The following is a 26,230-nucleotide window of genomic DNA, read 5'->3' as shown; positions in this document are numbered from 1 at the left end:
ACTGTACCTGATTTTGTAAATTCGTGTTTAATCCTTAGGATGAGCACACTTGATCCATCTGAGTTATCGCGTATTGTTGAGATGGCGTGGGAAGACCGCACGCCCTTTGAAGCAATCCAGGCTCAGTTTCAGCTAAGTGAGCCCGAGGTCAAAGCCTTAATGCGTAGTGTTCTAAAGCCGAGCTCCTATCGTCTGTGGCGTGCGCGAGTTACAGGACGACAAACCAAGCATCGGCAACTGCGTGACCCAGATGTGCTGCGGGCTTACTGTCCAACCCAATACAAATACAAATAAGTCGATGAACCCTAATCTCAGTCTTTATCTGGTCTGCGGCATGATCGGCATCATGGTGTTCTTTACCATCGCCGTAGCACCCACAGTATTTAAGGTGCTGCCTCAAGAGTGGGCAAGTAAATACGTGCGTAATTTCTTCCCAAAGTACTACGCCTTCTTAGGAGCGGTCTCGATCATCGCCTCCTTCGTAGCAACGGACACTTTAAGCATGGGATTGTTGGTGGGGTGCGCTGCCTTATTTTTTATCTCCCTATGGGTGCTAACTCCAGCGATTAACCGCGCATCGGATCAAGGGAATAAGAAAAAATTTGGGATTTTGCACGGCGCGAGTGTCGTAGTGAACTTCATCCAGCTTGGGATCTTTGTTTATCTAGTTTGGTGACACGACCGATAATTCCCCTAAAAATAGTCAGCCAATTCGTTTTCAGCACATTTAAGAAATTCCTGATAGCGTAGTCCTATTGTCATAAGGAGTACTACGTATGAAACGCATTTTTCTCTTCCTCATTACCAACATTGCCATCATGTTGGTGATCACCATCATCATCAATATCTTTGGCCTAGGCCAGGTTTTGGATGAGCAGGGTGTTGGCCTTGATCTCACCTCTTTACTAATGCTCTCAGCGGTTGTCGGTATGACCGGCTCCTTTATCTCGCTGGCACTTTCCAAAACCATGGCGAAACACTCAACCGGTGCGTATGTGATTGAGCAACCCCGCAATGAACAGGAGCAGTGGCTGGTCAATACGGTGGCACGGCAAGCCAAGGAAGCGGGTATTGGTATGCCCGAGGTAGCAATCTATGACTCGCCAGACATCAACGCCTTCGCTACGGGGATGATGCGAGACAGTTCCTTGGTGGCAGTCAGCACCGGCTTGTTGCATGGCATGACCCGTGATGAGGCCGAGGCGGTATTGGCTCATGAAGTAAGTCACGTCGCAAATGGCGATATGGTGACCTTGGCACTGATTCAAGGCGTTATTAATACCTTCGTCTTCTTCCTCTCACGCGTGATTGGTCATATTATTGATCGTGCTGTCTTTAAGACCGAGCGTGGTCATGGTCCTGCCTATTGGATTACTACCGTTGTTGCGCAGTTGGTCCTAGGTATCTTGGCAAGCGCTATCGTGATGTGGTTTAGTCGTCAAAGGGAGTACCGTGCCGATGCCGGCGCAGCTTACCTTGAAGGCAAGCAAAAGATGATTCGGGCGCTCGAGCGCTTACAAAAGTCGATCAATGAACCGCATTTGCCTGAGCAGTTAGAAGCCTTTGGTATTTCAGGGGGTATGGGCACTGGACTCAAGCGCCTGTTTATGAGCCATCCACCATTGGACGAGCGCATCGCCGCCTTGCGCAATATGCCTGATTAGAATTGTCTTCAGTTTGTGCGGATTAATTTCATTTTTTGTACCCTGACTTAAATGATGCAGATTCGTAAGTCGCAGGAGCGGGGCTATGCCGATCATGGCTGGCTCAAGAGCTTTCACTCCTTCTCATTTGCTAATTACTACGACCCTAAATTTATGGGGTGGGGTAATTTGCGCGTGATCAACGAGGATCGAATTGATCCCGGAACTGGATTTGGTGAGCACAGCCATCGGGATATGGAAATTATTAGCTATGTTCTCTCAGGCGAGTTGGCACACAAAGACAGTATGGGGAATGTCAAATCCATCCCGCCAGGCGATATCCAACGCATGAGCGCAGGGACTGGTGTTACCCATAGCGAGTTCAACTATGCCAAGGATCAAACGACACACTTTTTGCAGATTTGGATTCAGCCCAAATTTACGGGGGTCAAACCAGGCTACGAGCAAAAAACGATTCCAGCCCAAGATAAGGATGGTAAGTTGCGCCTCTTAGCTTCCATCGATGGAGCAGGGGATTCGATCACCATCAATGCCGACGCCAAGCTCTATGCAGGAACCTTTGATGGTAATCAGCATGCAACTCTAGCAATGGATCCCAACCGTAAGGCTTATGTTCACCTCATCAAAGGTGCACTAACGGTAAACGGACAGCGCTTAAGTGGTGGCGATGCTGCCATGATTACTAACGAGTCACGCATTGAGATCAACCAAGGAGAGCATGCGGAGGTGCTTGTTTTTGATCTAGCAGCTTAGGGTAATTGGGTTGAAATAGGGTACCCGTTGCTTAATGCGTACCTCGATTGAATGTTAGAATTTTAATCAACTCCTTTTCCACCATTCCCTATGACTGATTTGATGCCAGTATTGCCTCTGTGGGTCGATGTCACAGCGATGTCAACTACTGCGCTCTATGGTGCTGCTACTGCACGTAGTCGGAATGTTCCGATTTCTGGAACATTAATTGCAGGAATTTTATGTGGCGCTGCTGGAGGTATGGTGCGTGATTTACTATTAGGCTTGGAGCCAGTTGCAATCACGGGCCCATATTATTTGCCTTGGATCTTATTTGCCTCTGTCTTGGGTGCATTTTTCTTTTACCGCTTCATCTCTCAAGAGCTTCCATATTTAGTGCTTCGTGGAGTTGCGATTGGTCTACTGATTGCAATTGGCTGCCAAAAAGCACTCATTCATGAGGTTCCCTTTGTGTCCATCATTCTGTGTGGGGTACTGACAGCAACAGCAGGGGGGATGGCGTTAGATGCTTTAACTGGGCATCGCTCTGCAGTGTTTAGTCAAGCCCATTGGTTTGCAACCGCACTCATCATTGGAAGTTTGATATTTTATGGTTTAACGATTACCACCTCGTTCTATGTTGCAACAGCAATTGCAGTTATTGTCACCGCCTCGTTATATGTAACCAGTGTTATCCGCAAGTGGCCTTCCCCCAAATGGCCCAATGAGGGTAACGATATGTCTGCCTAATAGGATCCATACCATGCAAGAGCCATTTAAGGTCGCCGCCATTGAATTTAATCCAGAGTTCATGGAGTTTGAGAAAAACATCACGGCTGCAGCAGCCATTGCTGAGGAGGCTGCTAAAAATGGCGCACGTCTAATTGTGATGCCAGAGGCTGCGATCTCGGGTTACATCTACCGGGATCTAGAGCAATTTTTGCCCTATATGGATTCGGTGCCAGGTAAGACCACCGATGCACTATCCCAAATCACCGCTCGCTATCAGTGCTATATCGCCATTGGCATTGCAGAGATTGATCGCGATACTGGCTTGACCTACAACACTGGTGCGCTGATTGGTCCCAAAGGATTTATTGGTAAATACCGCAAGAATGGCTTAAATCCCTCTGATATCTTATGGTTTGTTCCTGGAAATACGGGCTACCCAGTGTTTGAGACCGAGCTTGGTCGTATCACCATGATTATTTGCTATGACGATACCTATTGGGAGCCCGCTCGAGTGGCTGCTCTGAAGGGGTGCGACATCATCGCCTACATTTGCTCATCCGATCGTGTACTGCCAGAGCTAGGTGCAGAGGCTGCAAGTAAACATTCCACCATTGCGGCAGTTCAGCATCAATCTGCTTGGAATGGCTTGGCCATGGTGGCGGCGGATCGTAATAATGCCGAAAGCAACCCCACAACTGGTATTACAGTCACTTATGGAGGCTCAGCCTCAATTTGGCAAGCCGATGGCGAGCGCATTGCGCATGCCCCCGCAACGGATTACTCCAAAACCATGACCAATAAAGCCAGTATTATCTATGGCACGATTGATCCTGCGAAGTTTAATAATGATCAGAAAAAAACACTCGAGCATCGGCGCCCAGAGCTCTATAAAGACCTTGCTTTCTATCGAGCGCCCACCGATGGAGCCGCGACCAAGTCACCAAGCGAGGTAACAGCTCGAGCAGTGCAATACCGTATTGATGCCAATGATTTTGATGGCAATCTCAATCGTTGTGATGGATTGATTAAAAAGATACAAGCTCTATCAGCAACCTCCAATCTCGTCGTCTTACCAGCGTATTCATTTTGTGGTCCGGTATCAAAAGATAATGTTCAGGCCATTGCTGAAAAGCGATTGGGCAAATCAACGCAAGCTGCGAGTGACTTTGCGGTACGACTCAAGTCCCACCTGGTAGCCTCCTTTATTGAGAGTGAGAACGGAGTATATTTTCATACGGCAGTATTGTTGGGACCAGACGGCAAGTTGATTGGCCATTACCGACAGACCCATCTGGATCCGTCACAGAATGCCTTCCTTGCCGCAGGGGATGATTTGCCCGTTTATCAAACCTCGATCGGAAAGATTGGGATGCTGCTCAATGATGATTTCCGTTTTCCAGAAGCATCGGGTGTCTTAGCATTGCGTCGTGCCGATTTAATTGCGGCACCGGTCTCTTGGTCTGGACAGTATGGTGCGCGATTACAAGATGCTGCCGGACTATTCGATCATCCTAGCGCAAGTAACACCATGATTTTCTGGTACGCCGCCGCTAAGACCTCGCAGGCTTATACCGTAGTTGCGAACGCGGTGGATAACGGTTGCTTGGGCTCAAGTGGTATTTTTACGATCAATCCAATTGACTCCTTGGAGATTCCGCAAGTAGCGTCAATTGATCAGGAAGAGGTTGTATCCCTGAAATTCACGACGCTGGGGAATAATTATTGGATGAATCAAACGAAACTTGTTGGCGGGCGCCGTGCTGATTTAGCCTCGCCCTTGGTCTTCCCGATGGGCTCCAAAGCTTTGCAGCAATGGCGTGCAGCCAGTGGCTTTGATATCAATGCCTGGTCGTCATATCAGCAGTAGCTTATGGAAATTACTGCAGGCCAGGATGTATTTAATTTCCAGGCATTTGTCCTAGGAAGTTTTGTTCTCATTCTATGCATCTTGATTCAAGCATTCTTTGTGATGGTGGTAACTAGCAAGGGTAAGCGAGCCCTGATTAGTTTTACCAGCCAACACCAGAATGTAAGGGCACAACTCGTATTTGTTGCTTGTATTCTTACATTACTTTTATCTCATCTTTGCCAGATTTATGTCTGGGGTCTTGCTCTTAATTACTCCGATATTATTCCGATGGCACATCAAGCGATGGTGTATGCAGGCAGTACGTACACCACCGTTGGATTTATTTCAGACCCGTTACCAACCCAATGGCAGTTGTTATCTGTGATCATGGCAGTCTCGGGGCTACTCTCTTTTGGTTGGAGTACCGCAGTCATGTTTATCTTGTCACAGGCATTATTTCCTGCTGAGAAGTAAAGACTGTATTGGAACTTTCCTGAATTACACTTCTTAGATTATGTCACCCGGCTCATCTAAACTCGTTCGCTTATTCCTAACTGGTCTTCTGGCGGCTTTTCCTCTGATTGCAACTGCTCTGCTCATTGCCTTTGTGGTGGGCATTGTGATTCGTTGGCTTGGACCTTCGAGTGCGGTGGGCAGCGTGATGGCAAAGATGGGCTTAGGTATTGCCGGCCTAGAGTGGGTCGGTTATGTGGTTGGTTTAGCGATTGTGATCCTATCTCTGCTGTTTTTGGGTGTGTTGGTTGAGAAGGGCTTGCAAAAGGGATTTTCAGCCATCATTAATGGCATCGTTCGTAAGATACCCATAGTGCGAACGGTCTATGACACTATCCACACTTTTGTAAGCTTGGTTGCCAAGCGGGATGATGAAGAGCTCAAAACGATGCGCCCAGTATGGGTTCATTTTGGTGGTTCAGGTGGTGTATCCGCTCTGGCTTTGCTCTCATCCCCCCAAGCCGTGATGGTGAAAGAGCAAGCCTGCTATGCGGTGATTGTGCCAACCGCGCCGGTACCAATCGGGGGCGGCTTACTCTATGTGCCGATTGATTGGGTGAGTCCTGCCGAGATTGGTATGGAAGAGCTAACCAGTATCTACGTGTCGATGGGCGTTACATCACCGCAGTTTATGAAGACAGCAACAGCGGCAAAATAGCACCGTTTGTTGGTATCAAGGATTTTGTTGATAACTAATTTCTGGATCATTAATCCTGTTGATTATTCGAATTTAGATCATTCATTAAATCTTCGATAGTCTTAAATTTCTCCAGGTTCTCTTCTCTAGCTTGGCGGATTGCTTCAATAGTCTCTTTATTAGGAATTAAATAATTAATCGATACCCTTGATTCTTCACAAGTAGTTTTCATCCATATCTCCCCGTTTGTAATTTTACTTTTATAAATTTGATTTAGGCTCACTATTTTTACTTTTGTCACAAACCTGTCATATATTTCTATATAATTGGAAATATGAAAAATACTGATGCCATCCAAGTTCTTCTGGCCCTAGGGCAGGAGACCCGTCTCAATATCTTCCGTCTGATCGTGCAACGCGGCGATATTGGCTTGACCCCTAGTCAATTGATTGAGAAGTTGGGGATTCCCAATGCAACCTTGAGCTTTCATCTGAAGGAGCTTTTCAATGCGAAATTGCTGTTGGTAGAACGTCAAAGCCGAAACCTCATTTATCGCCCTAATCCCAACTTGATTGAGGATTTAAGTGGTTTCTTATTGGATAACTGCTGCCAGGGACAATCGTGCAGCACCCCCAAGTCCAAGAAAAAGGTCGTATGCCCATGAAAAAATATAACGTACTCTTCTTGTGCACCCATAACTCCGCTCGTTCAGTACTTGGTGAGGTGCTAGCTTCCACTCATCCTAGTGGACTTTTTGTTGGTTACTCTGCCGGCTCAACCCCAGGCACCCAAGTCAATCCCTTTGCCAAGGAATTAGCCTTAGAGATGGGCTATGACCAATCTAAATTACGCAGTAAGAGCTGGGATGAGTTTGGTTTGCCCAATGCCCCTAAGATGGATTTCATTATCACGGTCTGCGATAACGCGGCCGGTGAGGTATGTCCGATCTGGCCAGGTAATCCTGCTACTGCACATTGGGGTTTCCCTGATCCATCCCAAGTAAGCGGTACGGATGTGGAGAAGCGCCTTGCCTTTATTGATGTCAAGAACGGACTTAAAAAGCGCATTGATTTATTAGCCAGCATGCCGCTTGAGAAACTCGACTCGATGGCTCTGAAAGAGATCCACCACAAAGCCTCATGAACTCCTACGTCGCCGAGTTCGTCGGCACCGCATTACTGCTCGCGATTGTGGCGGGTAGCGGCATCATGGGTGAGACCCTCGCGAATGGCAATGCAGCCGTGGCCTTACTTGGCAATAGCATTGCAACGGGAGCGGGGCTTTATGTCTTAATCGTCCTCTTGGGCCCGATCTCAGGTGCGCATTTCAATCCTGTGGTGAGCCTGATGTTTTGGAAGCTGGGGCATCTCAGTCTCAACAAGCTACTTGCCTATTGGGTATGTCAGTTCAGTGGTGCGATTGCTGGTATCTGGGTAACGCACCTGATGTTTGGACTATCGATTTTGCAAGAATCGACCAAGGCGCGAACTGGAGTTGGTATCTGGGTAAGTGAGTTGATCTCAACGCTTGTCCTGCTCTCGGTGATTCGGATTGGGGATCAAGGGGCGAAAGATAGGGTGCCGATGTTGGTGGCGCTCACTGTCACCGCGGGCTACTGGTTCACGTCATCCACCTTCTTTGCTAATCCTGCAGTTGCTGTAGCCAGAAGTTTTACCAATACCTTTGTGGGTATTGCCCCAGCTGACGTCTTCGGATTTGTCAGCGCCGAGCTCGTTGCCGCTATTGTGATGGTAATACTGTTTTGCAGGGATCGACAGTCTACGCGCTAATCTAGGCCTAGGAGTTTATTGGATACATGCGTCTAGAGCGTTATGATGTTTACTTTCTCAGATAGAGTAATTAAAAGTATCCTCGTCAATGAATCCATCCAAGCGCTTTATCCATTACCTTGCCTTAGTGCTTTGCCCCTTATTTTTGATTGCATGCCAATCGACCGGTAAGGATGGTAAACCCTTGACGCCTGCTGAAATTCATCAAAAGCGCCAAGCAACCATCAAAATGGCAGAGACGGGCTTAAATCTTCTATTGAAGCAAGACCCCAAGGTTCGCAAAGATATTGAGAGCGCAGCAGGCTATGCCATATTCAATACCACGAATGTGAACGTCATCTTGGTGGTGGTGGCACGCGGCGAGGGGGTTCTATACGACAAGCGCTATAAAGACCAACCCGTCTTCATGCGCGATATGAAAACCGGTGAGGGTCTCGGTGCTGGATACCAAGAGCAATATCAAATTATTATCTTTAAGACCCAAGATGCCATCGAACAATTTATTCTTACTACTGTTGATGGTCAGCAAATGGGTCTTGATATCGAAGCCAATTTCTCTGCTGGCTCAAGCAGCACGATCCGTTCGTTTAATCCAAATGTAACTTTCTATACCGTTGGTATTTCTGGCTATGATCTGCAAGCTAATTATGGCGGGGCTTTATACATGGTTGATCAGCAACTCAATACCCCGGTTGTATTAAAAGCCATTCAAGAACGACGTCAAAAGAAGTAATTCATCTTTCTACCGTGAGCATTCCAGCATCACTCGAGTTTGACACCATCATCGTAGGTGCTGGCAGCGCAGGCTGCCTCTTGGCAAACCGCCTCTCAGCAGACCCTAAGCACCGGGTCTTATTGCTCGAGGCAGGTGGTGAAGACGATTGGTTTTGGATCAAAATCCCTGTCGGTTATCTCTACACAATTGCTAATTCAAGAACCGATTGGTGCTTCAAAACCGAACCCGATCCTGGCTTAAATCAACGCTCGATTCATTATGCGAGAGGGCGTGTGATTGGTGGTTCCTCATCGATCAATGCCATGATCTATATGCGTGGTCAGGCGAGTGATTATGCCCGTTGGGCTGAGTTAACCGGGGATTCTAGATGGGCATGGGACACCACCCTAAAGACCTATAAATCCCTGGAGAGCTACTTTGCTGGAGCCAATGCCTGGCACGGAGATCAGGGAGAGATGCGAGTCGAGCAGCCGCGGGTGCAGTGGGAGATCCTCGATGCTTGGCGCAAAGCTGCACAGGAGCAGGGTATTCCTGCCATCGAGGAGTTCAACCGAGGCGATAACGAAGGGTGTGCTTATTTTCAGATGACCCAAAAGAAGGGAGTGCGTTGGTCAATGGCCGATGCCTATCTTCATCCGATTCGCCACCGCCAGAACCTCACCATTCTGACCAAAGCGCAGGTCTTGCATCTGAATCTCATTCCCACTCAACCTCAAACTCAGAACAATCCACAGCAACAAAAGAACGCCTGGCATGGCGCCGCCTGGGAAGTGAGTGGCCTCGATCTGTTGCATGAAGGATCGCGCGTTACTGCCCATGCGAAGGACCAAGTCATTTTGTCGGCTGGCTCGATCGGCTCACCTCAACTCCTGCAAGTTTCTGGAATTGGGGCGCACCACCACCTCGACGCCATCGGAGTTAAAACGAAGGTGGATCTCTCAGGAGTGGGTGAGAACCTGCAAGATCATTTGCAGATCCGCACCGTGTATCAGGTGGAGAACTGTAAGACCGTCAATACCCTCTATAAAAATTGGTTTACCCGAATCGGTATGGGCTTGGAGTATGCATTCAAGAGAACGGGCCCACTAACGATGCCGCCTTCTACTTTAGGCGCATTTAGCAAAAGCGACCCATCGCAACCCACTGCTAATATTGAATGGCATGTGCAGCCACTCTCTTTGCCTAAATTTGGAGAACAATTGCATCCCTTTAATGCGATTACACCAAGTGTGTGTAACCTACGACCCAGCTCACGCGGTTGGGTGAGGGCTAAATCGGCCGATGCCCAGATTGATCCACAAATCCAGTGTAACTATCTATCAACCCCAGAGGATTTAAAGGTTGCAGTGGATAGTCTCCGAATCACCCGTCAAATTATGGGCAGTGATGCCCTAAAGCCCTATGCTCCCAAAGAGGTATTGCCCGGTACTCAATTGCAAAGTGAGCAAGACCTAGAACATGCGGCACGCGATTTAGGAACCACAATCTTTCATCCGGTGAGTACCTGCGCCATGGGGAAGGTCGATGCTCGAGGGCAAGTCGATAATCCCCATACTGTCTTGGACTCCGAGTGTCGGGTACGCGGAGTAGCACGCTTGCGAGTCATCGATGCTTCAGCGATGCCCTGCATTACATCGGGCAATACCAATGCACCGGTGATGCTGATTGCAGAGACGATTGCCAGGCAAATCCTAGTGCAGCGCTAGGTAGAGCCACCGTATTTTTTCTGGCAGGCCTCGGCTGATAACTCAGGGTGATTGCGCTTGCACCGTTCAACGCGTTGCTCAGGAGTCATGTTCTTCATATTTTGGTACATGGAGCGACACTGATCAACACTCATCTCCGGATGGCGTTGACGGCAATGATCAATCATGCGTTGTTCATTGCTGGTATCTTGCGCATAGCTAGGTGTAATCAAAATTAGCATCACTGCGCTAATGGCTGTTGTTCCATGAATGATTTGTGATCGAATCATATTTATCTCCAAACGGTCAATGGTGCATGAATCTTCAATTAGAATGATTCAACGATATCGTGAATATGATCATAAATCAATGACGCAATATAGACGCCTATTCATCGTGCTAGCATTATTTTCAGGCTTTGTGTTTGCACAAGATGCCAGCCAGTGCGGGTTTATTCAAGAAGCGAACTATCGATCTCTTTGCCGAGCCCTTGCAGAGAAGAATGCAAGCCAATGTGGATTTATCAATGACAGTGATTTGAGATCGATGTGCCGAGCGCTTGCCGGGAACGATAAAAGTCAATGTGGTTTCATTACCAATGGTGATCAACGTGCGATGTGTCGTGCATTAACGGCGAATCGTTAATTCCGAAGGATAATCAATGAACATCAATAATCTTGTTTTAATCACCGGTGCAAGTCAAGGAATAGGGCGGGCGATTGCAACCCGGGCAACCGAGGATGGCTATCGCGTGATTAACCTAGATCAAAAGGCGCCCAAGACACTTTTGAAGGATGAAGTATTTCATCCAATTGATTTAAACGATGTGAAGGCAATTGATGATCTGATACCTCAACTTCTAGCACGCGAACCCATTGTGCGCTTAGTGAACAATGCAGGAATTATTCGTCCAGCAGCATTGGAGCAGACCACGGTTGATGACTTTGATGCGGTGATGGCAATTAATTTAAGAGCCCCAATGCTTTTAACTCAACATCTTTTTCCTGGAATGCGAAAGGCCAAGTTTGGACGCATTGTTAGTATTGCCAGTCGAGCAGCCCTTGGTAAAGAAGAACGAACCGTTTATGCAGGCAGTAAAGCTGGGCTGATTGGGATGACCAAAACCTGGGCACTAGAGATGGCTCAATATGGCATTACGGTCAATGCGATTGGGCCTGGACCTATTGCTACAGAGCTCTTTACTTCCGGCAATCCTCCAGATGCTCCAAAAACAATTAAGATTTTGCAAAGTATTCCGGTTCAGCGGATGGGACAACCCGAAGATGTAGCGCATGCAGTAGCCTCAATATTGGATGATCGCGCTGGATTTATTACTGGACAAATCCATTACGTCTGCGGCGGAATGACCGTAGGTCTTAGTAATGCCCAATAGAAAACAAAAAAGGCTTACAAGCCAATTAACCTGTAAGCCTTACTGAATTTGGCTCCCCGACCTGGACTCGAACCAGGGACCTGCGGATTAACAGTCCGTCGCTCTACCGACTGAGCTATCAGGGAATAGTCGCTATTATAGCGAATAGATTCCAAGGACATCTTTTTCATGAAACTCTCCAAACCCAACCCCATCTTCATCCCTAAGGTATTAAGTATTGCGGGATCGGATAGCGGTGGTGGCGCAGGGATTCAGGCGGATCTGAAGGTGATTACTGCCTTAGGTGGGTTTGGTATGACCGCGATTACAGCGATTACCGCCCAAAATACTTTGGGCGTAACAAGAATCCAAGACATTGATCTTGATGTGATTGAGGCACAAATTGATGCAGTCGTTACTGATATTGGTGTAGATGTGGTCAAGATCGGTATGTTGGCGAGTCCCGCCATTGTAAAAACGGTAGCCGCTTGTCTAAAAAAACATGGCATTCGTAAGATTGTCTTGGACCCAGTCTTGCGCGCTACTTCAGGTGCGAGTTTGGGTGGTGACGATACGGCACGCACCATGGTGACCGAGCTCTTTCCCCTTGCCACCATCATTACACCGAACTTGCATGAGGCCTCAATCTTATTAGGACGGCCCATTGTGGCGGTTGATCAATTTAAGACGGCTGCCGAAGAACTCTTGGCCCTTGGTCCACGTGCGGTCCTGATCAAAGGGGGTCATTTAGAAGGTGAGCCGCACGAGCTGGTGGACTATTTAATTTGGCACGATCGCAAAGACGATGTGCCAGTGGTGTTTCATAAAGAGTTTAAGCATCGACGCATTCCGACGGTGAACACCCATGGTACCGGCTGCTCACTCTCAAGCGCTATTGCGACCTACTTGGCCGATAAACATGATCTAAGCCACTCAGTGGCTAAAGCAATCACCTTTGTGAGTGCAGCCATTGAAGCGGGGCAGCATCTAGAAATTGGTCAAGGGCCCGGGCCGCTGTGGCATATGCACGACTTCTATCCCACTCAATTACCAGACCAACAATAAACGCTTAATTAGTTAGTTAGTTTTCATGAGCTCTTGCAAGCGTTTGACGGCTGCTTTGGGATCATCGCTAGCCACAATCGCACGAACCACAGCAACAGAGCCGACCCCGCTTTGTGCCACCGCATGAACACTAGCTTCATCGATTCCACCAATGGCAACCAGCGAGTAGTGTTGCATGAGTTTGGCATAGGCATATAAACGACCTAAGCCTTGAGGTGCAGTAGGCATCTTCTTGAGATTGGTGGGAAACACCGCACCCATTGCAATATAGCTTGGGCAATACCGATCTGCAATGGCTAACTCGGCATAGCCGTGGGTACTAATTCCTAATCGCAGTCCAGCCTCGCGAATGGTATCTATATTGGCACTGACCAAATCCTCTTGGCCTAGGTGTACTCCATAGGCACCTGCGGCAATCGCTTCTTCCCAATGATCATTAATAAATAAGAGGGTCTTACTTCCCTTAACCGCTGCAACCGCCTCCTTTATTTGCATACGAATGCTCTTGGCATCATCCGATTTAAATCGCAACTGTGCGGTGGGAAGTTCGGCATCGACCATGCGCTTAATCCAATCGGCATCCGGGAACACTCCGTAGAGGCCTAAGCGCTTGGGACACTCTTTGAAAGCCTTTGGATTTGAATTTCGGGAATAGGGCAACATCTCAAAATACTCTGGGCGTGAGGGCCAAAGCTTCGGATTAAAGTCGCCCACTTCTTTAATCATGCGTGACCAGGCTTTCCCTAAAACGCGTGCATCGCTTTCAATAAAGCCCATCTCAATCGCTGCAATCGTACCCGCGAGTTCGTATTGGTCTTGGCTGGTCTCGGTCTTAATGGTAGGCGGAGGTTGATCAGGACTAAAGCTTGGCAAAGGTAAGCACAAATCATCTTGGCCATGCGCCGCCACAATTTGCTTCGCCATCTCCCGAATATGACTCACGCTATTTTCCTATTCGTGATGCCAAAATGGGGTGCCCACCAATGGCGTGCTCGCTTGCGCTGAATCTTGTGGTTGCATCGCTCCTGATAAAAATGCTTGCCGACCCGCATGAACTGCAGCAGTAAACGCCGAAGACATCGCTACGGGATCTTGGGCAAGTGCCACGGCAGTGTTAAGTAGTACGCCATCAAAGCCCCATTCCATCACCGTGCAGGCATGCGACGGTAGACCTAAGCCCGCATCCACCAGCAATGGAACCGAAAGACGCTCACGCAATAAACGCATTGCATACGGATTGAGTGGTCCTTGACCGGTACCAATCGGCGCAGCCCACGGCATGACCGCCTGGCAACCAACATCAACCAAGCGCTGACACACAATCAAATCCTCGGTGCAATAAGGCAAGACCTTAAAGCCATCTTTGATGAGATGCTCGGCAGTCTGTACCAAACGTAAGGTATCGGGTTGCAAGGTGTAATCATCCCCAATCAGTTCTAACTTAATCCAATTGGTCTCAAACACCTCACGCGCCATCTGTGCAGTGGTGATCACCTCTTGAGGACTATGGCAACCGGCGGTATTTGGTAGTACCGGTACTGCCATTTTCTTAAGAAGCTCCCAAAAGCCGCTGTGCGCTTCGGTTGCTGCAGAGCCCTGACGTCGCAAGCTTGCAGTAATCATGGCGGGGCGTGCACGTTGCACGGCGGTCTCCAGTACCTGAGGCGAGGGGTAGCGCGAGGTACCCAAGAGTAAGCGACTCGCAAACGACTCTCCATACAAAATGAGAGGATCGTTGAGATGGGTCGGTAAAGGAGCGGTCATGAGTTGAATATGAATAGTTTAACCACCGGTCACCGGTGAAATAATTTCGACGGAGTCGTTATCCTGCAAAACATACTCCGCATGTTGTGATTTTGGAACGAACTGCAAATTAACTGCCACAGCATACGGCGGTTTGGCATCAAGCACTGTTAAGAGATCACTGACCTTACTCGCAGGGGCAAGCTCACGGACCTGTTGGTTAACGATCACGCGCATCATACGAGAGACTGACTCAATGTAGCTTGCTGGATTTGCAGATCAAAACGCTTGGCAAGGGTTTGAGATTCACCACGAAGCACTTGCAATGCCGCATCCATCATCGCTGGTGCAATTAAATACCCGTGGCGATAGAGCCCATTGATTTGCATGAGCCCAGGCTCCGGAATACAAATCTCGGGTAAATTATTTTTAAGCGTAGGCCGGCATTGTGTGGCAGCCTCCACAATTCGGGCTTCGGCAAAACCGGAGTGCACCGAGTAAGCCGCCGAGAGTAACTCCATGGAGGAGCGCACACTCACCGGCGAGAGATCATCGGATTCAATCTCCGTAGCACCAATCACATACAGATCATTCTCCTTGGGAGCAATGTAAATGGGATAGCGGGGATGGATTAAGCGTGTTGGGCGCTTGAGCTTAACCTCCGGCGCATGCACCCGAATCACTTCCCCCCGAACCCCACGCAATGGATTGCGAGTATCAGCCCAACTGGCTTTTGCCCCTAAACCACGGCAATCAATGACCCAATCAAAGCCATGACCACGCAGCTCATTGGGCTCTATCGCACGATGCCAATGCATGGGCACTTGTGCTTTGGTTAAGAACTCAAGTAAGCCAGTTAAGAGTTGACGATTATCGAGTTGGCCCTCACGTGGCAAAAAGAGGCCCTGAGTAAACCGCTCCGCTACTGCAGGCTCAAGTTCGGTTAACGCCTTACCATCAAGATGCCATGGGGTTGCTAGTGCAGGGTTCATGCGCACATTGCGCTCAAGATGCTCAGCAAAACGTTGCGCCTCAGGTGCATCGAGGCGATGCCACAGAACGAGGGTACCATCTTGCTGAAAGTAAGTCTGTTGAGATACCTGCGCGTTCAACTCCGTGATAAGTTGCTTCCAACGATCAAGGCCATAGAGACCCATGCGCACTACTGGTGCTTCCGTGATGGCTGATTCAGCCAGAGGAGCCAGCATCGAAGCAGCAACCCGCGCTGCGGAGTGCTCTGCCTCGGGCCCGCTGCGTTCAAACAGTTCAACCCGCGAACCCGATTTGGTGAGGGCATACGCCATCATCCGACCCATGAGGCCGGCACCGACGATGGCGTAGGACATACTCATCTTCGTTCTTACTGATAGATCTCGCTACCGCGTTTGCGGAACTCGATCGATTTTTCTTCCATGCCCTTGGCGGGATCGACGCCTTCTTTAAGACTTGCGGCGTAGTCACGTACATCTTGCGTGATCTTCATCGAACAGAACTTCGGACCGCACATCGAGCAGAAGTGAGCAATCTTGGCACCCTCTGCAGGGAGTGTGGCATCGTGGTACTCACGCGCCCGCTCGGGATCTAAACCAAGATTGAACTGGTCTTCCCAGCGGAACTCAAAGCGCGCTTTGGAGAGTGCGTTATCGCGCAACTGAGCACCCGGAAAGCCCTTCGCAAGATCGGCACCATGGGCAGCAATCTTGTAGGTAATGATGCCCTCGCGCACATCTTCTTTATCGGGTAGACCCAAGTGCTCTTTGGGAGTTACGTAGCACAGCATGGCAGTACCGTACCAACCAATCTGCGCTGCACCAACTCCACTAGTAATGTGATCGTAGCCAGGAGCGATATCAGTAATTAAGGGTCCTAAGGTGTAGAAGGGTGCTTCTAAACAATGCTTGAGCTCTTCGGTCATGTTCTCTTCAATGCGTTGCATTGGAACGTGACCCGGACCTTCAATCATGACCTGCACATCGTGCTGCCATGCTTTGGCTGTCAGTTCACCCAAGGTATGCAGTTCACCAAATTGCGCGGCGTCATTGGAGTCGGCAATGCAACCAGGACGCAAACCATCGCCTAAGCTAAAGGACACATCGTAGGCTTTCATGATCTCGCAGATCTCATCAAAGTGGGTGTAGAGGAAGTTCTCCTTGTGATGCGCTAAGCACCACTTCGCCATGATGGAGCCACCGCGTGAGACGATCCCGGTAATGCGATCGGCAGTGAGTGGCACATAACGCAACAATACGCCCGCATGGATCGTGAAGTAATCTACGCCTTGCTCGGCTTGCTCCACCAAGGTGTCTCGGAACATTTCCCAGGTGAGGTCTTCAGCAATACCACCGGTCTTATCCAGGGCTTGATAAATAGGCACCGTACCAATGGGTACTGGCGAGTTCCGAATAATCCACTCGCGGGTCTCATGAATGTGCTTACCGGTGGATAGATCCATGATGGTGTCTGCACCCCACCGAATCGCCCACACCATTTTCTCGACCTCTTCATTAATGGAGGAGGTCACCGCAGAGTTACCTAGATTGCCATTGATCTTGACTCGGAAGTTACGGCCAATGATCATGGGCTCCAACTCCGGGTGATTGATGTTGGCAGGAATAATGGCGCGACCTGCGGCAATCTCCGAGCGCACAAACTCGGGCGTAATCACATCGGGGATATTGGCACCAAAGGATTTACCAGGATGCTGCTTGAGGATTTGTTGATAGCGAGGATCTTGACGAAGTTTCTCAAGACCCATGGACTCGCGCAGAGCCACGTATTCCATTTCAGGGGTAATGATGCCTTTGCGGGCGTAATGCATTTGACTCACGTTCGCACCCGACTTGGCAACCCGTGGTGCGGCAATATGTGAGAAGCGTAAATGGGCGGTGGCTGGATCGTGAGCACGGGCCTCACCGTATTCGGAAGAGGGGCCAGCGAGTTGCTCGGTATCACCACGCTCACTAATCCATTGGCTACGTAATTTGGGCAGACCCTTTTCTAAATTGATGACGATGTCGGGATCGCTGTAGGGGCCTGAGGTGTCATACACCGGAATGGGCGGATTAGCCGATTCAGTCTCACCCGTTTTAGTCGGCAACTGTTCGATCACCCGAATTGGCGCCTTCACGTCGGGTCGCGATCCTTGCAAATAGGTTTTGGTGGAAGCCGGATAGGCAAACTTTTGCCCAAAGTCACGCTCCAAGCTTTTCAGACTTGGGATCTCTGGTTTGACCTTCTTTTGATTCTCGGTGCTAACGCTCATGTCCATCTCCTCACAATATTCATCGAGTGGACGAAACCGGGTACCGGTTTGATGGAACTCCCCACGCCAGCATTACCTGGATCGGGTTCGAGGGTCTTTCTCAGCACCACCGCAATGGGGGCACCCCTGTTTCATCCTTGTGACCCTATTTAACCACGAATCCCCCAAGTGCATCCTTGAGCCGGATCAAGCGATACGGTTGCGGCGCAATATGAAGTCGGCTGTGACCAAGGCTGCATCAGTAGTGAACTCATCAGCCAGTATTCGTGCGGCGGCTTCTGCAAGATCCAACTGGATAAAGCCACTGACCTCGCCATCGTGATTCACAGGAATGAGGTGATTGGGAAGCTCTAGATCAAAGATAAAGAGACTCTCGTGGTGGATGCCGTGCGGTGGATGAGGGCGACTAATGAGTAGCTTACCCGCTGGGGTGATGCCGCTGGCAATGGGCTCAGGTATGCCAGCTTCTTCCCACAGTTCCCGAATCGCGCAATGCACGACGGTCTCTGCGGCGCTAATACCGCCGGCAGCCAGATTATCAAGCTTGCCAGGATCGATTTGCTTACTTTCGCTGCGTCTTCCCACCCAAAGTTGGCCATTGGCAGCAACACCATTGATATGCGCCGCCTGACTTTGCACCCCAAGACTTCGAAATGCCGCGCGCTCAACCCGAAAATACTCATGACCATCAGCGCCATAGAAAGCAAACTCTTCATTACGCCACGCTGGAATCAATCCGGCCCTACGCATGCGCATTGCCAAGATACGCAAGCTCGCACTGAGGTGAGCAGGCGATACCGTTGCTAATGCAAGACCGCGTGCACTAACATGAAGATGCGCGATCGGTTCGCGTTGCAAACTCTCAATTACAAAGGGGGTAAATTCAGGGACGAGGTGACCGACGGTGTGATCACCCAACAGAACTGGCAAGCACGCGTGGGGCAAATGGCAACTCGCGTTTTGCAACATTTCTTCGAGGGCGGCGAGAGTGCTTACAGGGATTATTGCCATGAGTCAAGTGTAAGCCAACTCATTGACCAAGCAATCAAGCCACACGATTGATGCTCAATTATTGAGCATACTAGCTCACTCGTTTAAAAATCAGCACTTACAAATCATTTTGCAGTTTTGTCCACACGCACTGTGGATAACTTCATCACCAATGGACTGTGCACGAATGAAAAAGCGTAACAAATGCGTGACACATTAATATGCAATCGATTTAGTGATTTTCCTAATTCAAAAATAAAACTCACATGAATTTGGTCCCCCTGCCAGGAGTCGAACCTGGATCTATCGCTTAGGAGGCGATTGCACTATCCATTGTGCTACAGCGGGAATGAACTATCAGCCACACAGGGCCCATGCTTGCTCAGCTAAACCAATCACGACCTCAGGGATGAAGTAAAGCGCAAAGACCAGCGCTAAAAGGATCGCACTGCTGGCATAGAGTGCAATCTTCTTCCAGGTCGGAGATGAGGTGATTGATGCGGATTGGCTCATGAATGCATTCTACCGAAAGCAGGCGGCCATCGCTACCGAATTGCTGCGGCCTTAGGCGCTAGCCGGACGCTGCAGGGGCTCTTCACGGATTGGTAAATTAATCAAGCCTGCAAAGACCCCAAGGGCCATCGCAATGCCCCACACAATCTGATAGGAGCCGGTGAGATCATATAAGTAGCCACCGAAATACGCACCACAAAAGCTACCCAATTGATGCGAGAAGAACACCACTCCGGAGAGCATGGTGAGGTATTTGACACCAAAGATTTGAGCAACGATCGCGTTTGTTAAAGGAATAGTCGAGAGCCACAGCACACCCATGACCGCAGCAAACACGTAGGTGCTCATCGATGAGAGGGGCAACAATAAAAAGAGAGCAATCGCTAGTGAGCGCGTGAAGTAAATTCCTGAGAGTAAAAAGCGTTTTGGATAGCGCGCACCTAAGATGCCTGCGTAATACGTACCAATGACATTAAATAAACCAATCAATGCCAATGCAGTGGTAGCAACGGTAGCACCGTTGATACCCGGATAGACCGCAGACATATCCTTGAGATAGGGCGCAAGGTGAACCGTAATAAAGATCACCTGAAAGCCACATACAAAGTAACCCATCATTAAAAAGCGAAAGTTACGATTACCAATCGCTTCATTAAGGGCCTGACGAATCGTTTGATCGCCGGCTTGATTGGGCGCAAAACCGGTCTCGCGCAAGCAAAATGCAATCGGGATCATGAGCGAGGCCATGAGTCCTAAATAGATCAGTGCTTCGTTGGCACCAAAGCTCGTAATCAAGCCTTGCTCCAGAGGCATCATCAAGAATTGCCCAAAAGAGCCTGCTGCTGCAGTGACACCCATGGCCCAGACGCGCTTCTCTGCGCTGACATTACGACCTAAGATGCCGTACACCACGCTGTAGGTCGTCGCTGCTAAACCAATACCAATTGATAGGCCACCCGCTAAATGAAATAACCAGGGATCATTGGTGAGAGCCATACCGATCAAACCTACGGCATAGAGGAATCCACCCAGAATCATGATCTTAAATGGACCATAGCGATCAGCAAGCGCACCGGCGACGGGTTGCGCAAATCCCCAAATTAAATTCTGGAGCGCAATCGCTAATGCGAAGGTCTCACGGCCCCAGCCGTTGGCAGAGGTAATCGGCATATTAAAGAGACCAAAACCATGACGGATCCCCATGGAAAGGGTGACCATCAAACTACCAAAGATCAGCACTTGGACCATCGATAAGCTTGGAGCGCGCTGGGTCATACGATGCCTCTCTGATGCAGTTCGTTAATTTGTGAGGCACTCATGCCAAGTTCGTTTCGTAACACTTCGTCGGTATGCTGCCCCAATAGTGGGGGAGGCATACGTACTTCAACCGGTGTCTTCGATAGACGCATTGGGCTAGCGACCAATTTCATGGTACCAGCCGTTGGGTGAGGTACATGCATTTCAATACCGCGCGCAATCACTTGTTCGTTCTCAAACACTTCTTGCAAATTATTAATGGGCCCACAAGGCACCCCCGCTGCTTCCAAAAGAGTAATCCATTGTGCTTTGGTCTTCTCCTTCACCATCTCAACCAACAGTGGAATTAAAGAAGCGCGATGCTCAATGCGCGCTGGATTTGTTGCAAAGCGCGGATCGTCGGCTAAGGCCTCGCGGTTACCAGCCTTCACAAAGTTACGGAACTGACTATCGTTACCCACTGCCACAATGATCCAGCTATCCGATGTCTGAAAGGTTTGATAGGGCACGACATTGGGGTGGGCATTACCCCAGCGATGCGGTGAGACCCCGCTGCATAAATAATTGCTGGAGATATTGGCAAGCATCGCGACCTGCGTATCTAAAAGCGCCATATCAATGTATTGACCCTCACCGCTGCGATCGCGATGGATCACCGCGGCTAGGATGGCAGAACTGGCATACATGCCTGTAAATAAATCGACGATGGCAACCCCTGCCTTTTGAGGACCACCACCGGGTAGATGATCGGCTTCACCAGTAATGCTCATAAAGCCACCCATGCCTTGCAAGATGAAGTCATAGCCAGGGCGTTGCTGATAGGGACCGCTTTGACCAAAGCCGGTGATCGAGCAATAAATGAGATTCGGTTTAATTGCACACAAACTCAAGTAATCCAAACCGTACTTTGCTAACTGACCAACCTTGTAGTTCTCGATCACCACATCGGAGGTCTTAACCAGATCGCGCACAATCGCTTGCCCTTCGGGAGTGCTGATGTCGAGAGTGATGGATTTCTTATTGCGATTAATGGAAATGTAATACGCTGATTCGGTGGTGTCCTGACCATTTGGGTCTTTGGCAAACGGTGGCCCCCAATGACGGGTATCGTCACCCGCGCCCGGCCGCTCCACCTTGATCACTTGCGCACCTAAATCGGCTAGGTTCTGAGCACACCACGGACCCGCTAAAACGCGGCTTAGATCCAATACCCGAATATGACTTAATGCTCCCATCAGCTTATTTTCCCATGCTTTTGCTACCCACCTCATGGATATGACTACAATTTCTGCGCATGGCAACACGTAAACCATCCCAATACAGCGAATCCTCCATCAAGGTCTTAAAGGGCTTGGAGCCGGTGCGTCAGCGCCCGGGCATGTACACCCGTACCGATAACCCACTGCATATCATTCAAGAGGTCTTGGATAACGCCTCTGACGAAGCGCTCGGTGGTTACGGTAAAGAAGTGGTGGTGACCTTGCACACCGATGGCAGTGTGAGTGTTGAAGACGATGGCCGCGGTATTCCAGTGGGTATGCACCCGCAAGAGAAAAAACCGGTGGTGGAGATTGTGTTCACGCAATTGCATGCCGGTGGTAAGTTCGAGAAGGGCAGTGGCGGTGCGTATGCATTCTCAGGCGGCTTACACGGTGTTGGTGTGTCGGTGACCAACGCATTGGCTAAACGTTTAGAGGTGACTGTGTGGCGTGAGCAGCAGGTCTCTAATATTACTTTTGCCGATGGCGATGTGATTGAGAAGCTCAAAACCAAAGCGGCCACCAAAGGCGATAAAGCGCATGGCACCAAAGTGCGCGTTTGGCCCAATCCAAAATACTTTGATAGCGCCACCATTCCCATGGCTGATCTCGAGCGCCTCTTGCGTTCTAAAGCAGTCCTCTTGCCAGGCGTCAAAGTAACGCTCGTGCACGAGAAAAACGGTCAAAGCCAATCGTGGCTCTATACCCAAGGATTGAAAGGCTATCTCGATGAGGCCTTAGCACAAAGTGGCCATAGCGCCCCAGTGATTCCTGCGTTTGAGGGCGAGCATTACGCCAGTGGTGCTGGCGATGAAGAAGCCTTTGCTGAAGGTGAAGGCGCCGCTTGGGTGGTGAGTTGGACCGAAGAGGGTGCACCGGTACGTGAGAGTTATGTGAACCTCATTCCAACTCCTGCGGGTGGTACGCATGAGAGCGGTTTGCGCGAAGGACTATTTCATGCAGTCAAAAGTTTTGTCGAGATTCATGCTCTGCAGCCCAAAGGCGTGAAGCTCATGCCTGAGGACGTCTTTGCTCGAGCCTCATTCATATTGTCTGCCAAAGTATTGGATCCGCAGTTTCAAGGGCAGATTAAAGAACGCCTGAACTCCCGCGACGCGGTGCGCTTGGTCTCTGGCTTTGTAAAGTCTGCGCTTGAGTTATGGCTTAACCACCACGTTGATTACGGCAAAGCACTGGCAGAGCTCGTGATTAAGCAAGCACAAGCGCGCACCCGCGCTGGGCAAAAGGTGGAAAAGAAAAAATCCTCAGGTGTCGCAGTACTACCTGGCAAGCTCACAGACTGTGAGAGCGAAGATATTCTCTTAAACGAGATCTTTTTGGTGGAGGGTGACTCCGCTGGCGGCTCAGCGAAGATGGGTCGCAATAAAGAGTACCAAGCCATCCTCCCCTTGCGCGGTAAGGTCCTTAATACGTGGGAGACCGAGCGGGATCGGCTCTTTGCGAACAATGAGGTGCACGATATTGCAGTGGCAATTGGCGTCGATCCGCACGGACCCAATGATGAACCTAATTTAGGCAACCTGCGCTATGGCAAGATTTGCATTCTGTCTGATGCCGATGTGGATGGCTCGCATATTCAGGTGCTACTCTTGACCCTCTTTTATAAACACTTCCCACGCTTAGTCGAGAACGGTCATGTCTACATTGCCCGACCACCGCTGTATCGTGTTGATGCTCCCGCGCGGGGCAAGAAGCCGGCACAGAAGATCTACGCACTCGATGAGAGTGAGCTCATTGCGATTGAAGACAAGCTACGCAAAGATGGGGTGCGCGAGGGTGCGTGGCAGATCTCACGCTTTAAAGGTTTGGGTGAGATGAGCGCCGAGCAATTGTGGGATACCACCCTCAATCCGGATACCCGACGTCTCTTACCAGTGACCTTGGGCGAGATGAGTGAGAGTGAAACCATCAAGACCATGGACATGTTGATGGGCAAGGCAGAGTCTGGTGCGCGCCGCGATTGGTTAGAAGAGCGCGGCAATGAAGTCGAAGCCGATATTTAGGACAGAGCATGGTAACTAAAAAATCCGCATCGACTAAAAGTAAGAAAGCAATTCCTGAGCAAGGGGATCTCTTTACGCAAGAGCGACCCAAAGCCAATACGGCAAACCCTGAGGAGTTTTTATCCTTAGGCATCTACGCTGAGCGCGCGTACCTCGATTACGCCATCAGTGTGGTCAAAGGGCGCGCACTCCCAGAAGTTGCTGATGGTCAAAAGCCGGTGCAACGTCGCATTCTCTTTGCCATGAACGAGATGGGCTTGCGCGCTGACGCTAAGCCTGTCAAGAGTGCGCGTGTGGTTGGTGATGTCTTGGGTAAATTTCATCCGCATGGCGATCAATCCGCGTACGATGCCTTAGTGCGCTTGGCCCAGGATTTCTCCTTACGCTATCCACTCATCGATGGCCAAGGTAACTTTGGTTCACGCGATGGCGATGGGGCTGCAGCCATGCGCTACACCGAGGCGCGTTTGACCAAGATTGCGAGCCTGCTGCTTGCTGAGATTGATGAAGGCACGATTGATTTTGTGCCCAACTACGACGGCTCCTTTAAAGAACCCAAACTACTCCCTGCACGCTTACCATTCGTGTTACTCAACGGCGCCTCCGGAATTGCTGTGGGTATGGCGACCGAGATCCCATCGCATAACTTGCGCGAGGTTGCAAGCGCCGCCGTGGCGTTGATGAAGTCGCCTAAAACCAGTTTGGGCGACTTACTTAAACATATCCCAGGACCTGATTTTCCGGGTGGTGGGCAAATCATTTCCCCAAGCAGTGAGATCGCTCAGATCTATGAGAGTGGGCGTGGCTCGGTCAAAGTACGAGCGCGCTGGACGATTGAAGAGCTCGCTCGTGGCCAATGGCAAGTGGTGGTTAACGAGTTGCCACCAGCCACCTCTGCACAACGTGTCTTGCAAGAGATTGAAGAGCTCACCAATCCGAAAGTGAAGTTGGGTAAGAAGTCACTCACCACCGAGCAAAACAATCTTAAGCAAACCATATTGAACGTCTTAGATAGCGTACGTGATGAGTCAAGTCGTGAGTCCCCAGTCCGCTTAGTGTTTGAACCGAAAAGTAAGAATGTAGAACCGAGTGAGTTCATCACCTTGCTCCTTGCGCATACCTCGCTCGAGTCCAATGCCTCGATTAACTTGGTAATGATCGGCAATGACGGTCGCCCCCGTCAAAAGGGCTTAAAAGAGATATTGACCGAATGGATTGAGTTCCGAGTTGAGACCGTAACCCGACGTACTGAGCACCGCTTGGGTAAGGTCAAGGACCGGATTCATATCTTAGAAGGACGCAAGATCGTCTTTCTGAACATTGATAAGGTGATTAAGCTAATTCGGAATAGCGATGAGCCTAAGCCCGATTTGATGAAGGCCTTCAAGCTCACTGAGCGCCAAGCGGAGGACATCTTAGAGATTCGTCTTCGCCAACTTGCGCGTCTTGAGGGGATCAAGATCGAACAGGAGCTCAAAGAACTCAAAGGGCAAAAGGCCGAACTCGATGAGTTGCTTAGTAATGAGTCAGCATTGCGTAAGCACATCATCAAAGAGATTGAGAGCGATGCGAAGGAGTTTGGTGATGCGCGTCGTACCCTCATGAAAGAAGACGAGCGTGCAGTAGCCGAAGTGAAGGTGATTGATGAGCCAGTGACCGTGATCGTATCCCAAAAGGGATGGGTGCGGGTTCGTCAGGGCCATGAGCATGATCCTCAGCAGTTCACCTTTAAAGCTGGTGATGCGCTCTATGACACCTTTGAGTGCCGCACCGTGGATCAAATGCTTGGCTTTGGTAGCGATGGTCGGGTCTATACGGTTGCCGTGAGTGAGTTACCTGGTGCACGAGGGGATGGCTCACCACTGACGAGTTACGTCAATCTTGCCGCAGGCTCGCAAATTGTCGCCTACTATGCGGGTCACGCCGATGATTTGGTTCTAATCTCCACCAAAGGCGGTAATGGCTTCTTAGCCAATGTTGCGGACATGATCACTCGTAATAAAGCAGGTAAATCCTTTGTGGGTCTGGATAAGAAAACAGCCGGTGATGCACCACTGGGTGCTGCGAAGGTGAGCGAGGGCATGCGCCAAGTTGCTTGCTTATCCGAAAACGGTCGACTCTTGGTATTCCCGCTCGATGAGCTCAAGCGCCTACCCACGGGTGGTAAAGGCGTGATCTTGATGGGTCTCGATCCAAAAGAATTTATGCGCTCAGCCATCGCAGTTGGCGCTGATGGTGCGAGTTACTCTGGACTTGGTCGCGCTGGCAAACCAACCGATACGCATCTCGATGCTAAAACGCTGAAAGGCTTTGCAGGTAATCGCGCACGCAAGGGCCACCTCGTTGAACCACGACTCAAAGAGGCAAGGCTAAAAGCAAATACTGTCTAAGCGCCCGAGCCTATTTG

Annotated in this window: 29 protein-coding genes, 2 tRNA genes and 1 riboswitch; of the genes, 18 read left to right on the top strand and 13 right to left on the bottom strand. The window is 49.8% G+C overall.

What is annotated here, in order from left to right:
• Positions 1–39: 39 nt before the first annotated feature.
• From ICV32_RS05885 to ICV32_RS05850, 8 genes are all read left to right on the top strand, one after another.
• A complete protein-coding gene (locus ICV32_RS05885; RefSeq protein ID WP_215368723.1) occupies positions 40–294 on the top strand; it encodes a TIGR03643 family protein in 255 nt (84 codons plus the stop codon).
• Between the two features lie 4 nt (positions 295–298).
• On the top strand, positions 299–676 hold the full coding sequence (locus tag ICV32_RS05880) for a DUF4149 domain-containing protein (RefSeq protein ID WP_215368720.1): 378 nt from the start codon (positions 299–301) through the stop codon (positions 674–676).
• Between the two features lie 100 nt (positions 677–776).
• Entirely contained in the window at positions 777–1,664 is an 888-nt protein-coding gene (gene htpX, locus ICV32_RS05875) for a protease HtpX (RefSeq protein WP_215368716.1), read from the top strand.
• Between the two features lie 51 nt (positions 1,665–1,715).
• Positions 1,716–2,417 carry a pirin family protein gene (locus tag ICV32_RS05870; RefSeq protein ID WP_215368714.1) on the top strand — a complete coding sequence of 234 codons (702 nt, stop codon included), beginning with the start codon at positions 1,716–1,718 and terminating at the stop codon, positions 2,415–2,417.
• 90 nt (positions 2,418–2,507) lie between these two features.
• The gene (locus ICV32_RS05865; protein WP_215368712.1) at positions 2,508–3,146 is read left to right on the top strand and encodes a TRIC cation channel family protein; all 639 of its coding nucleotides are present in this window, start codon (positions 2,508–2,510) and stop codon (positions 3,144–3,146) included.
• A gap of 13 nt (positions 3,147–3,159) precedes the next feature.
• Positions 3,160–4,995 carry a nitrilase-related carbon-nitrogen hydrolase gene (locus ICV32_RS05860; RefSeq protein WP_215368710.1) on the top strand — a complete coding sequence of 612 codons (1,836 nt, stop codon included), beginning with the start codon at positions 3,160–3,162 and terminating at the stop codon, positions 4,993–4,995.
• A 3-nt stretch (positions 4,996–4,998) separates the two neighbouring features.
• Complete coding sequence (locus ICV32_RS05855; protein ID WP_215368707.1) at positions 4,999–5,451, top strand: hypothetical protein; 453 nt, start codon at positions 4,999–5,001, stop codon at positions 5,449–5,451.
• A 40-nt stretch (positions 5,452–5,491) separates the two neighbouring features.
• Complete coding sequence (locus tag ICV32_RS05850) at positions 5,492–6,148, top strand: DUF502 domain-containing protein (RefSeq protein ID WP_215368704.1); 657 nt, start codon at positions 5,492–5,494, stop codon at positions 6,146–6,148.
• Positions 6,149–6,197: 49 nt separating this feature from the next.
• On the opposite strand, the gene ICV32_RS05845 is transcribed toward ICV32_RS05850, so the two are convergent.
• On the bottom strand, positions 6,198–6,428 hold the full coding sequence (locus ICV32_RS05845; RefSeq protein ID WP_215368701.1) for a hypothetical protein: 231 nt from the start codon (positions 6,426–6,428) through the stop codon (positions 6,198–6,200).
• Between the two features lie 33 nt (positions 6,429–6,461).
• On the opposite strand from ICV32_RS05845, the gene ICV32_RS05840 reads away from it, so the two are divergent.
• The 5 genes from ICV32_RS05840 to ICV32_RS05820 all read left to right on the top strand — a co-directional run bounded on the left by ICV32_RS05840 (position 6,462) and on the right by ICV32_RS05820 (position 10,359).
• Positions 6,462–6,791 carry a helix-turn-helix transcriptional regulator gene (locus ICV32_RS05840; protein WP_215368688.1) on the top strand — a complete coding sequence of 110 codons (330 nt, stop codon included), beginning with the start codon at positions 6,462–6,464 and terminating at the stop codon, positions 6,789–6,791.
• Entirely contained in the window at positions 6,782–7,270 is a 489-nt protein-coding gene (locus ICV32_RS05835; RefSeq protein ID WP_215368685.1) for an arsenate reductase ArsC, read from the top strand. The genes ICV32_RS05840 and ICV32_RS05835 overlap by 10 nt, the downstream gene beginning before the upstream one ends.
• Entirely contained in the window at positions 7,267–7,917 is a 651-nt protein-coding gene (locus ICV32_RS05830) for an MIP/aquaporin family protein (protein ID WP_215368681.1), read from the top strand. Before ICV32_RS05835 ends, ICV32_RS05830 begins: the two co-directional genes overlap by 4 nt.
• Positions 7,918–8,005: 88 nt before the next feature.
• On the top strand, positions 8,006–8,650 hold the full coding sequence (locus ICV32_RS05825) for a hypothetical protein (protein ID WP_215368678.1): 645 nt from the start codon (positions 8,006–8,008) through the stop codon (positions 8,648–8,650).
• Between the two features lie 14 nt (positions 8,651–8,664).
• Positions 8,665–10,359, top strand: coding sequence for a GMC family oxidoreductase (locus ICV32_RS05820; protein WP_251371816.1), 1,695 nt, complete (start codon positions 8,665–8,667; stop codon positions 10,357–10,359).
• On the opposite strand, the gene ICV32_RS05815 is transcribed toward ICV32_RS05820, so the two are convergent.
• On the bottom strand, positions 10,356–10,628 hold the full coding sequence (locus ICV32_RS05815; protein ID WP_215368676.1) for a hypothetical protein: 273 nt from the start codon (positions 10,626–10,628) through the stop codon (positions 10,356–10,358). The genes ICV32_RS05820 and ICV32_RS05815 overlap by 4 nt on opposite strands.
• 79 nt (positions 10,629–10,707) lie before the next feature.
• Between ICV32_RS05815 and ICV32_RS05810 the strand changes: the two genes are divergently transcribed.
• A complete protein-coding gene (locus tag ICV32_RS05810; RefSeq protein WP_215368673.1) occupies positions 10,708–10,983 on the top strand; it encodes a hypothetical protein in 276 nt (91 codons plus the stop codon).
• A 16-nt stretch (positions 10,984–10,999) separates the two neighbouring features.
• Positions 11,000–11,731 carry an SDR family oxidoreductase gene (locus tag ICV32_RS05805; RefSeq protein ID WP_215368670.1) on the top strand — a complete coding sequence of 244 codons (732 nt, stop codon included), beginning with the start codon at positions 11,000–11,002 and terminating at the stop codon, positions 11,729–11,731.
• 49 nt (positions 11,732–11,780) lie between these two features.
• On the opposite strand, the gene ICV32_RS05800 is transcribed toward ICV32_RS05805, so the two are convergent.
• Positions 11,781–11,856, bottom strand: a tRNA-Asn gene (locus ICV32_RS05800).
• Between the two features lie 43 nt (positions 11,857–11,899).
• On the opposite strand from ICV32_RS05800, the gene thiD reads away from it, so the two are divergent.
• Positions 11,900–12,775, top strand: coding sequence for a bifunctional hydroxymethylpyrimidine kinase/phosphomethylpyrimidine kinase (gene thiD / locus ICV32_RS05795; RefSeq protein WP_215368667.1), 876 nt, complete (start codon positions 11,900–11,902; stop codon positions 12,773–12,775).
• Positions 12,776–12,787: 12 nt separating this feature from the next.
• Here the strand turns inward: thiD and ICV32_RS05790 are convergent, their stop codons facing one another.
• The 10 genes from ICV32_RS05790 to ICV32_RS05745 all read right to left on the bottom strand — a co-directional run bounded on the left by ICV32_RS05790 (position 12,788) and on the right by ICV32_RS05745 (position 21,775).
• Positions 12,788–13,717: a thiamine phosphate synthase gene (locus ICV32_RS05790; protein ID WP_251371815.1), complete on the bottom strand. Its 930-nt coding sequence runs from the start codon at positions 13,715–13,717 to the stop codon at positions 12,788–12,790.
• Between the two features lie 9 nt (positions 13,718–13,726).
• Entirely contained in the window at positions 13,727–14,539 is an 813-nt protein-coding gene (locus ICV32_RS05785; RefSeq protein ID WP_215368664.1) for a thiazole synthase, read from the bottom strand.
• An 18-nt stretch (positions 14,540–14,557) separates the two neighbouring features.
• Positions 14,558–14,758, bottom strand: a complete 201-nt coding sequence (gene thiS / locus ICV32_RS05780) for a sulfur carrier protein ThiS (protein ID WP_353506658.1) — start codon at positions 14,756–14,758, stop codon at positions 14,558–14,560.
• On the bottom strand, positions 14,755–15,870 hold the full coding sequence (locus ICV32_RS05775) for an FAD-dependent oxidoreductase (protein ID WP_215368663.1): 1,116 nt from the start codon (positions 15,868–15,870) through the stop codon (positions 14,755–14,757). The genes thiS and ICV32_RS05775 overlap by 4 nt, the downstream gene beginning before the upstream one ends.
• An 8-nt stretch (positions 15,871–15,878) precedes the next feature.
• A complete protein-coding gene (thiC, locus tag ICV32_RS05770) occupies positions 15,879–17,780 on the bottom strand; it encodes a phosphomethylpyrimidine synthase ThiC (RefSeq protein ID WP_251371814.1) in 1,902 nt (633 codons plus the stop codon).
• A 41-nt stretch (positions 17,781–17,821) separates the two neighbouring features.
• Positions 17,822–17,918: riboswitch (TPP riboswitch) on the bottom strand.
• Positions 17,919–17,966: 48 nt separating this feature from the next.
• Positions 17,967–18,791 carry an NUDIX hydrolase family protein gene (locus tag ICV32_RS05765; protein WP_215368661.1) on the bottom strand — a complete coding sequence of 275 codons (825 nt, stop codon included), beginning with the start codon at positions 18,789–18,791 and terminating at the stop codon, positions 17,967–17,969.
• Positions 18,792–19,043: 252 nt separating this feature from the next.
• Positions 19,044–19,118 (bottom strand) — tRNA-Arg (locus tag ICV32_RS05760).
• A gap of 9 nt (positions 19,119–19,127) precedes the next feature.
• Positions 19,128–19,283: a hypothetical protein gene (locus ICV32_RS05755; protein ID WP_215368657.1), complete on the bottom strand. Its 156-nt coding sequence runs from the start codon at positions 19,281–19,283 to the stop codon at positions 19,128–19,130.
• Positions 19,284–19,334: 51 nt separating this feature from the next.
• Positions 19,335–20,558 (bottom strand): MFS transporter, encoded by a 1,224-nt coding sequence (locus ICV32_RS05750; RefSeq protein WP_215368655.1) that lies wholly within the window; start codon positions 20,556–20,558, stop codon positions 19,335–19,337.
• A complete protein-coding gene (locus tag ICV32_RS05745) occupies positions 20,555–21,775 on the bottom strand; it encodes a CaiB/BaiF CoA-transferase family protein (protein ID WP_215372597.1) in 1,221 nt (406 codons plus the stop codon). The genes ICV32_RS05750 and ICV32_RS05745 overlap by 4 nt, the downstream gene beginning before the upstream one ends.
• 59 nt (positions 21,776–21,834) lie before the next feature.
• Here ICV32_RS05745 and ICV32_RS05740 point away from each other — a divergent pair, with 59 nt between their 5' ends.
• Together ICV32_RS05740 and parC are read left to right on the top strand one after the other, a co-directional pair.
• Positions 21,835–23,823: a DNA topoisomerase IV subunit B gene (locus ICV32_RS05740; RefSeq protein WP_215368652.1), complete on the top strand. Its 1,989-nt coding sequence runs from the start codon at positions 21,835–21,837 to the stop codon at positions 23,821–23,823.
• Positions 23,824–23,831: 8 nt separating this feature from the next.
• Positions 23,832–26,213 (top strand): DNA topoisomerase IV subunit A, encoded by a 2,382-nt coding sequence (gene parC, locus ICV32_RS05735; protein WP_215368649.1) that lies wholly within the window; start codon positions 23,832–23,834, stop codon positions 26,211–26,213.
• The last annotated feature ends 17 nt before the right edge of the window (positions 26,214–26,230 follow it).

It is taken from the genome of Polynucleobacter sp. MWH-UH24A, assembly GCF_018687475.1.
Classification (GTDB): domain Bacteria; phylum Pseudomonadota; class Gammaproteobacteria; order Burkholderiales; family Burkholderiaceae; genus Polynucleobacter.
The sequence above is the reverse complement of the archived record's forward strand: the minus strand, read 5'-3'. Positions and strand labels throughout refer to the sequence as shown.